Source organism: Chitinophaga silvisoli (assembly GCF_003412465.1).
Lineage (GTDB): Bacteria > Bacteroidota > Bacteroidia > Chitinophagales > Chitinophagaceae > Chitinophaga > Chitinophaga silvisoli.
This window is the reverse complement of sequence record NZ_QTJV01000040.1, coordinates 1-9,828: the sequence shown is the minus strand read 5'-3', so window position 1 is coordinate 9,828 and position 9,828 is coordinate 1. Positions and strand designations below refer to the sequence as shown.

Sequence of the window (9,828 nt, the reverse complement as noted above, 5' to 3'; positions counted from 1 at the left end):
TCAAGCTACTGATAATGTTACTACACAAAGTCAAGATGAAGAACTTGGACGTATCTATGCTCAAATGGATAGCCTTATATATTCCTAAAGAATTTGCTGAATATAAAAGACTTAATGGTAGAATACGAGATATTTTAAGTCAAGCTACTGATAATGTTACTACACAAAGTCAAGATGAAGAACTTGGACGTATCTATGCTCAAATGGATAGCCTTACTAGTCTTTATGATGAAGATGGTAATAAAAAAATTGGTCATGATTTAAATGTAGCTGAAAGACTTCGTGCTTATCAAACTAATATTCGTAAAGTTAAAGAAATGTTCTATGATAAGCAAGCTAAAGAAGGATTTGATTCTAAACTTAAAGAACAACTTTCTATTATTAGTAAATATGAAAGTCAACGTGATGCTAATGGTAATCTTCTTATTAGTATGGAAGAACTTATGAAAGTTCCTGAATATAAAGAAGCTAAAGAATGGATTCGTAAGAATACTAGATATATTCTTGATATTAAAGATATAGAAGATTTAAATTGGGCATTTGAAGAACTTAAAGATGCTAATAAAGGTAATAGTGTTCTTAATCTTGCCATCAAAGAATTTCAAGCTAAAGATGAATTTAATGTAGTTGATGGACGTAAAATACCTGAAGAACGTGCAGCTCTTATAAAAGCTGAAACAGTTAGAAAATATAAATATACTAAAGGCAATGGTATGCCTTATGTTGGTATTATTCGTTCTGCTGAAGATGAACTTAGAATTTATCGTGCTGATTTCTATAATTATCTTACAGGTAATAAATCTAAGAGTGAAGAAGAAATTAATGTAGGAGAAGCTATTAATAAAATACTTGAGAAGTATTTTGATAATGCTACTAGAACTCTTAATACTGCTGATATTAGTCAAGAGGATTTAGAACAACTTAAAACTGGTTTTGAAGTATTTAATGAAATTACTAGAGGTGAAAAGAGTACTGATAAAGCTAAAGCAAAACGTGTTGCTGAATTTATTGAAAGTGAATGTGATGTTACTTATAATTGGAAACAATATGAACTTGATAAAAATAGAGCTTTTGCTAAAGGTAAAAAATATTATGATAAATGGTTAGAAGTATTTAGTGAACAAGTTGAAGAAAATGGAACTATTGCAGAAAGACCTAATCGAACTATTTATGGTATTATTAAACCTAAAGATTTAGATAAATGGACTGATATTGATAGAACTGCTGCAATTAATATTCTTCAAAAAAGAACTAGAGAAACTACTACTCAATATTATTATATGAAAGAAAGAGAAGTTCTTGACAAATATGGTATTGATAGTATTGAATATAAACAATGGTATAGAGATAATCATTATTTTGACCCATATACTCGTACTATTAAACCTATTCGTATTTGGACTACTATGCAAATGATTAAAGATGATGGTTCAGCTGTTGTTGGTAATTATGAACCACGTATTAATCAAATGCATATTACTCCTAAAGAAGAACTTATTAATCCAGAATATAGTAGTTTTGTTAATAAGTATAAAGTAGGAACTGGATATGATAATACTGTTTATACTAATCTTAATGAGTATCAACTTGAACTTATGAATAAAGTAAATGAACTTATGAAAAAGTATTGTTTTACTAATAGTAATAAGAGATATGTTGATATGGGTTATCTTCCAGCTTTACCTAAATCTAAAGATATGACTGTTAAAGATTACTTTGAACAAGCTCTTAGTTTTCTTGGTTGGACTGCTAATGTTCCTAATAATACTGGATGGAGAAATAATGAAGATTTAACTTTTGATAAAGATTATGATATTCCTAATCCTAGATTATCTCAATTAGCTAATAAAGATACACAACAACTTCCTACTATACCTAAATTTAAAGAGCCTAATGAAAGTGATGAGGAATTTAGTAAACGTAAAGCTGCTGCTATTAAAGCTAGAGATGAGATTATTGAAAAGAATAATAAAATTCATAATGATATTCTTAATCGTAATTGGGAAGAAGTATTTAATAGTTTCTTAATTGAAAGTAATAGATATAATGCTATTAAAACAGTTAAAAATCTTCTTTATACTGCCGACCAAATTATTACTAGTAATACTGCTTATGATATAAATTATAAAGGTAGTATAACTGAAAATAGAGAAGCTAGTGCTGGTGGAGAAATTGAATATAAACAAGAACAACAAACTAGAACTAGTCAACATCTTAGAAGTTTTATACGTCGTCTTGTATTTGAACAATATAAAGATAATAAAACTCCTAATTTAGTTAAACTTGGTTCTCTTGCTCAAAACATTGCTGGTAGTAAATATATGATGATGAATATTACTGGTGGTATAGCTAACGTTCTTACTGGTTCTAGTAACATATTTATGGAAAGAGCTGCTGGTGAATATATTAATCTTAAAGATTGGGAAGCTGGTAAATCTGAATGGATTAAAGGAACTGTTAGTTATATGGCTAATATGTATAGTGAAAATAGTAGTACACTTCAAGATGCTATTATTAAACTTAGTCATGTAGTCGATTTTGATAGAGTAACTGAAGTTAGCACTGCTGAAGGTCTTAAAGAAAATATTCGTAGAGTTCGTGGATTACTATTTAGTCCTCAATCTGTTGGTGAACATTATATGCAAAATGTTATGTTATTTGCTATGCTTAAATCTCATAGACTTGTTGATAATGGTAGAGGTGGTTATGATATAATGAGTAAAGAAATGTATCATCGTAAAGCTGAACAAGATGCTCTTATGTCAGTAATTAATACTCCCCGTAGAGGAGAGAGCCAATCTCTTCTTGAACAATTCAATAAGTTCATGGATGAAGCTAAAGCTGATAATAAAAAACGAGCTAAATATAATCTATTTAAAGCTAATCCTATATTTGATTTTGTTAAAACTTATCTTAATGAAGAACAACAAAGAGAATATATAGCTAAGCGTAAAGAACTTATTAAGAATATTGATAAAAAGTTTGCTAAACTTCCAGATATTTATAATCAATTTGAACTTAAAGATGGAATTGCTCAAATAAAATCTGATAGTAAACTTACTCTTAAAGAATATGCTAAATTTATTGATAAAGTTCGTGAAGTAAATAAGAAAGTTCATGGTGTTTATGATAAACTTGGTTCTGCTAATATAGAACAACATTGGTGGGGTGGTATGGTTATGCAATATCATAAACATCTTTATCCCGGTTTTAAGAAACGTTATCGTTGGAATGGTTATTATAATGAAACTCTAGGTACTATTGAAAAAGGTAGTTATACTAGTCTTTATGATTATTTGACTATTCCATTTAAAGAAACTAACGTAGGAGAAGTTAATAATGTGAGTGATGTTCTTAAAGCATTCCAAACTTATGGTAAGAATTTGCTTTCATTTGCTGTTAATTTCAAACTTAATTATGAACTTCTTCCTGAATATGAAAAAGCAAATATTAGACGTAATTTAGGTGATTTACTTTATGTAGGTGCTGCTATTATTGGAGCAATTGCTATAACTGGTATGGGAGGTGATGATGATGAAGGTATTATTTATAATCTTATGCTTTATCATGCAGACCGTCTTGCTTCTGAAGCTGCTTCATTTACTCCATTTGGAGCTTATGCTGAAGGTAAAAAATTATGGTCTAGTCCTGTTGCTATTGGACAAACTATTAATGACTTACTTGGTACTACTGCTATGGCTGCTAGATTCCTTATTGAAGAAGATTTCACAGAGGAATATACTACTGGTAGATATAAAGGTATGAACAAGTTTGAAGTTATGGCTATACGTAATATACCTGTTATTCGTAGTATTAATCGTATTCTTGATTTACCTAATAATAATAGTTATTATAAACTTGATGAAAATATACTTAGTATTATACCTTATAAAGATATAGCTAAAGATATATTTGAATAAGCTGGACTTGAATCTAGTAAAAAATAAGGGCTTGCCTATGGTATCACTACCTAGACAAGCCCTATTTATTTTATCTTAATTAAAACCATCATCATTATTACCAATAACACACATAAGAATAACAAAAACTATAATACCAATAACAAATAGTTTTCCACTATATTTATCCATAGCTTCGTTATCACTAATATTATTAGCAACAGCTAATAGTTTAACACCACCAAATATAATACCAAGAAGAACAATAAATGCAACCATAATTATAATATGTTTAAGTTTAATAATAAGATAAAAATAAACCTCAGTAGTAAGACTAGCTTATCTACCGAGGTTCAGTCATGCCAACGACTATAAGTTTAAGGATTAGTAGAACGCTCCGCTTCGCTACGCTCAACTCCCCGTAGAGGATGGAATAGACTAGTATTTATTCAATCAATATAATTATTATCATTAATAACTATACTAATATTACTAGCATAACTACCGTTCCATCCTCTACGGGGAGTATAGCGAAGAGTGCGTAGCACTCGTAGCGGTTCCAAGCTAACCATTAAATTAAATAAAGCCAGCTCTATTAGAGCTAGCTTTAAGTATAACATATAAACCATTAGCATTAATAGTATCATCTCTTTAGACCATACTTAGCCCATTGAAGAACAAATCCAAGACCTTCCCAAATTTTATCTTCAGCTTTAATTTGAGCATAATTAGCACCAACATTTAAATCAAAGTTTTCAGGTTTTACACAAGCTGCTTGACCATGAACTTCAAATCCAGTAAGACAAGTAAGAGTAGTATTAGTTGTTTTAGTACCAACTTTTACATTTTCAATATCTTTAATAAATCTCTTAATATCATTTTCTTTAAGAACATCTCCAGCAGGGTCTTCAAGTTTATAATAAGCTTTCTCAAACTCTTTAGCAGGACTCCAAGATTTATATCCATCTGGATAAGTTACTTCATAACCATCTTCTTCAAAAGAATGATTACCAATTTTATGACCTTTGTCATTTGCTTCGCGAGCTGTCATAGGAACAGCTTCAATCATTTTAACACCAATAAATTTAGCCATAATTTTAAAATTTAATTATTTATTTAATAGTAGTAGTAATTATTACAAATCTATCATCTACCAGTTCAACATCAATAGCCTGAAATTCTTTATATTCAGTATCTTCAACTAAAACAAGTTTATCTTCATCAAATTGTTGAAGTTTATCTATAAGTTCTTTAACTGTCATAGCTTTAAAATTTAATTAATCACTAACTATTATAACTTCTCCACAATTATTACTATAATCACATACTTCATTAATAGAATTAATATCACCATTATAATCAATATATACTATTGATTCTTCATCGCAAGTTTTAAGCATTTCTATAAGTTCTTTAACTGTCATAGTTTATTCTTTTTCAAGTTTATTAATAATATCTTTAATATAATCACTAGGAAAACTACCTTCAAGTCGAGCTAATTCTTTTCTTTTATAATCATTATCGACTTTAGTAATAACAGTAGTAGGAAATTTAGTAATTTCTTTTCTTAGAATATCATCTAGATTTGTATTACGAATATTAAGAGTAATATCACAATTAGCTTCATTAATAGCATCAGTTATATTTTTAATTGCTATTTTACAAGCGTCACAACCATCTCTAGTAAAACAATCAATACGTATCATAACACAATAGCATTATTTTTAGCAGCTTCTTTAATAGTATTAGGAACTCTAAGAAGAGTATTCTTAATCATTTCAGTAGTAAGACTATCAGAATATACATAAGTAGCATAAGTTCTCCAACTATCTTTAATTACAACAGCAAACTTATTCGGATTATTAACATTAGTTTGAATATATTCTACTTTAGTATTCTGATATTTCCACATCCAAGCAATAGCATCAGCACACTTAGCACGAGTTATACAATCATGTTCATCAATAAACGCTTCAACAAATATATTATTTGTTTGTCTTGTAGGTTCATCTCCAGTAAGATAATTAATATCATTACGAAGTTCTTCCCAAGTAACAGAATTACTATATCGTTTATATTCTGTATCATCTCGATATATAATACAAGTAGGATATTCAGTAATATTCTTACCAGCAACAGCCTTTTCAAGTATCATATCTTCAAGAATAAGATGGTCAGGAAGATTTTTAAAATTACATTGAACATTAGTACCAAATAAAGCTATATCAATAGCTTCTCTCATAGCTTCTGTTTTATCTTTATCAGCACTTTTATAATAAAATTCAATTTTAACCATAGTATTCGTATAATATAATGAGAATTTATAAAATTAGCTATTTTAAAGCCCTACATTGAATGATATTCATATTATGATAGATTAATCACAATAACAATTAAAATTCAATGTAGGGCAAAAGAATCATATCTATGACTGTCCTAACAGCTTGCGAAGATACTTTCTAATAGTGTAATCGCTTTGCACACCACGTAGAATATCACCATCACAATAAGCAGTAGGAGCATCACTAATACCAGCACTACGCGCTTCTTGTCTACCAGTATCAGTATATAAATTATACCTAATAAGATTAAACCTACCGGCAAACTCAGGAAGAGCAAGAGCTTTATGAAGCCTTTCTTCAAAAAGTTTACTAACATTACAATCAGGTAAATAAAACAAGATTAACTTTTTCATAGATAAACTTCATTACCTTCAACTTTAGCATCACTAAAATGACTTTTAAAACTTTCAACACTTCTACACCATAAAGGTTCAAGCCCATTAAGTTTATAAATAACAGCAGGAATCCATTCACCTGTATCTGGATGTTTCATTTTAGTAATACTAATAATTATATATTCATTAGATGTTTTATTATGAATATAACGAGCACCAACTTTAAGCTTTAGCTGCTCCTCCTGTTCCTTCTCCAAATCCTTTGTTTCCACGTTCACTTTCTCCTAATTCTTCAATAGATTTAACTTCTTTCCAAGTAATTCTCTGAGCACTATTAATAATAAGTTGACAACATCTATCTTTACCATCACAATTATATGGAGGAGTAGAAAGTTTACCAAGAATATTAGTAGTTGTAGCTCTAACATTATTAAGTTTAAGTCTAGCATTACCAACCATACTATCAGGTAAATGCATATGTTCTCTAAGTTTATCAACTATTTCAATAAGAGTAGATACAGCATGAACTAAATCTCTAGAAGTACGATTCTTAAAAATAATAAGAAGTTCTCCACGATAACCCCAATCAAGAGTACCAGGAGCATTAGGCATATAAAAATCAGATTTAGTAAGGTTACTTCTAGGACGTAAAGACATTTCATTAGGTTCACCATTAGCATCATCTCCAATATTAAATGCTAAACCTGTATGATAAATATGTCTATCTTTATCTCTATCATATTCATAATGAATAGGATAAACATCCATACAAGCATCACCTTCTTTACCATAAGCAGGTAAAATAGGTTGAACATTACAATACTGTTCTACATCTACAACATCTCCACTAAGAAGTTTAATTTCTTTTAGTTTAAATACTTTTACTTCCATATATAATTAAATTATTAAATTAAAGAGCTTCTGCAAGTGCAAAAGCATTTTCTATTTTTCTTGATTTATCACCATAACAAATACTATCAAATCGCTTAGTACCTTCAATATTATCTATATTAGAATAATATCCACTAATAGCATTAACTGCACCCCAAGCTGTACCAAGAATATCTCTTTGACCTGGACCATCAAAATAATAACTATAAGTATCAGAAATAACATTCATTTTTCTACTACTTATTTTACTATCCGTTAAAGCTAAACCACTACGATAAGCAATATCTTTAATAGTATGCCCTGTATCTTTTAGACGTTGAATTTCATCTTCAGTAAGAATATTTTCTCCAATAAATTGGATTACATCTTCATCAGTAACTTTAATATTAGCAAGTAAATTACAATATTGACCAAATTCTTCAGATTTAATTTTACTAATTCCAAGTATTTCTTGTGCAACAGAAATCTTATTATGAACACTAGTTGTATGTCGAAAACTAACATAATTACTACTAGTACGAATAGCAGCATTAAGAGTATTTTGACAAATAACTCTAATAGGAATAAATAAAATCTTAACTCCACCACTACCATCATGAGTATTAGTAAATACTAGATAATTTTCAACAGGGTCACCTTTAACAAGAATATTATTAGGAAGTTTAGCACTTACAAATATTCTTTCACCATTTCTCCAAAATCCAGCAGTTTGCCAAATAGCAGAATTTTTACCAATAGCGTCATCAAAGAAATTAAAAGCATCATTGTTTTGTACAATAGTATATTTACTTTTAACAACACCTAAAGGAATATTGTAATCAGTACGATAGGTAGCAAAGGCGTTATCACACTTACGATAAATGTCAGTATCAAAAACATGAGCGCCTTCTTTTTGTTCTTTAATAATTCGGTCAAGTTCTTCATCAGTTCCAGTAAGTTTAATAGGCATTTTACCAACTAGTTCACATTTAGCTACATTAAAATTAAGTCCAGCTTTAAGCATAACTTCTTTAGCAGTAGCACAATCTGATACATCAATAGCGCCAGAATAAGCCCAAGGTTTACCTTTTACTTTATACATATTATTTATGACTTATACGTAACATAACACTTTCAATATCTCTAACAGCTTGGTCTTTATTAACACCATAAGTATCCATATACCATTTTATTAATTCTTTTACTTTTTCTTCTAGTTCCATAATTAGCAAAATTAGTAGTGTTGACTCTCCGTGGAGGATGAACTTAATTCTGTTCTCTACGGGGAGTATAACCAAATTATTTAATAATAAGACTAGTATTTTCAACAAGTTTAGCTATACTAATATCTCTACCATCATTAAGAATATTCTTCATAGTAGTTTTATTAACACTGCTACTTCTAGTCATTTCATGTTGATGATTAAAGAAAGTATTAAGTAAATCAAAATTAATTTTATTAGCTAAATCACCAATAGGTTTTTCAATTTCAAATTTAACTTTAATACAATCTAAATCATCAAGCGTAAAATAACCTCCAGTTTCTTCTCTAAGTCTAGCAGATTGTTCAGGATATCTTTCAGTAAATTTATCATTAATTTGTTCAAGAAGAACATCTCTACTAAATGAGAAATTACTATCAATCATATCATTATCCCAAAGAGATTGTAAATGTTCAAGAACTAAATCAATAAATATTTGATTAAGATTTTCATCAATCTCAACACATTTACTATTCTTAGTATAGAGTTTACTATCAACTAAATTAATAACTTTATTACCAGACTTACCTAAATCTCCATAAGCAATAACAGCATCAAGCATAACTCCTTTAAGTCTTTCAGCATTGTTTTCTTTAGTTTTACGAAGAACAGCTAATCGTTGCTCTTCTTTTTTACAAGATTCAGCTTCAAGATTAAACATAGTATATGCTTTACGGTAACCATCAAGTTTAGATTTAAGATTATCTTGTGTAATAGCAAGGCGTTCTTCAAGTTCAGGAGTTAATTCACCTCCATTTTCTTCTAACTCAAGAAATATATCCTCAAGTTCAGCAGTAATATTATAAATATTTGCCATTATTTTCTACGTTTAGGTATATTATAAGCAGAACGATAATAAGGATTTAAATAACCAAATAAATGAGTATAATCACTAGCAGTCATTTTACCTGTATTAGTTCTATATTTATAAATAGCTTCAGTATATTTCTTCCATAGTTTTTTTACTAAACCAAGATTACCAACAAATCCACCATTTTCAAATACAATAGCTTCTGTATTTTTAGTAGTTCTAAAACGGTTATTAAAACCATAAAATTTTCTTCCCATAACTTTAATATTTAAATAGTTAATAATTTATTTATTATTTCTAAGTTCTTCA

The 9,828-nt window shown here is 28.9% G+C and carries 13 protein-coding genes; 1 reads left to right on the top strand and 12 read right to left on the bottom strand.

The annotated features are described in order from the left end of the window. Positions 1–35: 35 nt before the first annotated feature. Positions 36–3,920, top strand: a complete 3,885-nt coding sequence (locus DXN04_RS34070; protein WP_147320164.1) for a fimbrial protein — start codon at positions 36–38, stop codon at positions 3,918–3,920. A gap of 75 nt (positions 3,921–3,995) precedes the next feature. On the opposite strand, the gene DXN04_RS34065 is transcribed toward DXN04_RS34070, so the two are convergent. The 12 genes from DXN04_RS34065 to DXN04_RS34015 form a co-directional block, all read right to left on the bottom strand. Continuing rightward, on the bottom strand, positions 3,996–4,178 hold the full coding sequence (locus DXN04_RS34065; RefSeq protein WP_116857890.1) for a hypothetical protein: 183 nt from the start codon (positions 4,176–4,178) through the stop codon (positions 3,996–3,998). 364 nt (positions 4,179–4,542) lie between these two features. After that, on the bottom strand, positions 4,543–4,992 hold the full coding sequence (locus tag DXN04_RS34055) for a Gp49 family protein (protein ID WP_116857888.1): 450 nt from the start codon (positions 4,990–4,992) through the stop codon (positions 4,543–4,545). 19 nt (positions 4,993–5,011) lie between these two features. Then, positions 5,012–5,161, bottom strand: coding sequence for a hypothetical protein (locus DXN04_RS35055; protein ID WP_158569315.1), 150 nt, complete (start codon positions 5,159–5,161; stop codon positions 5,012–5,014). A gap of 15 nt (positions 5,162–5,176) precedes the next feature. Beyond that, a complete protein-coding gene (locus tag DXN04_RS35050) occupies positions 5,177–5,323 on the bottom strand; it encodes a hypothetical protein (protein WP_158569314.1) in 147 nt (48 codons plus the stop codon). 3 nt (positions 5,324–5,326) lie between these two features. Further along, a complete protein-coding gene (locus DXN04_RS34050) occupies positions 5,327–5,605 on the bottom strand; it encodes a hypothetical protein (protein ID WP_116857887.1) in 279 nt (92 codons plus the stop codon). Then, on the bottom strand, positions 5,602–6,195 hold the full coding sequence (locus DXN04_RS34045) for a hypothetical protein (protein ID WP_116857886.1): 594 nt from the start codon (positions 6,193–6,195) through the stop codon (positions 5,602–5,604). The genes DXN04_RS34050 and DXN04_RS34045 overlap by 4 nt, the downstream gene beginning before the upstream one ends. 129 nt (positions 6,196–6,324) lie before the next feature. Next, positions 6,325–6,594, bottom strand: coding sequence for a hypothetical protein (locus tag DXN04_RS34040; RefSeq protein ID WP_147320163.1), 270 nt, complete (start codon positions 6,592–6,594; stop codon positions 6,325–6,327). Further along, positions 6,591–6,833: a hypothetical protein gene (locus DXN04_RS34700; protein WP_147320162.1), complete on the bottom strand. Its 243-nt coding sequence runs from the start codon at positions 6,831–6,833 to the stop codon at positions 6,591–6,593. Before DXN04_RS34700 ends, DXN04_RS34040 begins: the two co-directional genes overlap by 4 nt. After that, positions 6,799–7,467: a dCTP deaminase/dUTPase family protein gene (locus DXN04_RS34035; RefSeq protein WP_116857884.1), complete on the bottom strand. Its 669-nt coding sequence runs from the start codon at positions 7,465–7,467 to the stop codon at positions 6,799–6,801. The genes DXN04_RS34700 and DXN04_RS34035 overlap by 35 nt, the downstream gene beginning before the upstream one ends. 19 nt (positions 7,468–7,486) lie before the next feature. Beyond that, positions 7,487–8,548, bottom strand: coding sequence for a DUF932 domain-containing protein (locus DXN04_RS34030; RefSeq protein WP_116857883.1), 1,062 nt, complete (start codon positions 8,546–8,548; stop codon positions 7,487–7,489). 197 nt (positions 8,549–8,745) lie between these two features. Next, complete coding sequence (locus DXN04_RS34020) at positions 8,746–9,525, bottom strand: siphovirus Gp157 family protein (RefSeq protein ID WP_116857881.1); 780 nt, start codon at positions 9,523–9,525, stop codon at positions 8,746–8,748. Beyond that, complete coding sequence (locus tag DXN04_RS34015) at positions 9,525–9,776, bottom strand: hypothetical protein (protein WP_116857880.1); 252 nt, start codon at positions 9,774–9,776, stop codon at positions 9,525–9,527. Before DXN04_RS34015 ends, DXN04_RS34020 begins: the two co-directional genes overlap by 1 nt. Between the last annotated feature and the right edge of the window lie 52 nt (positions 9,777–9,828).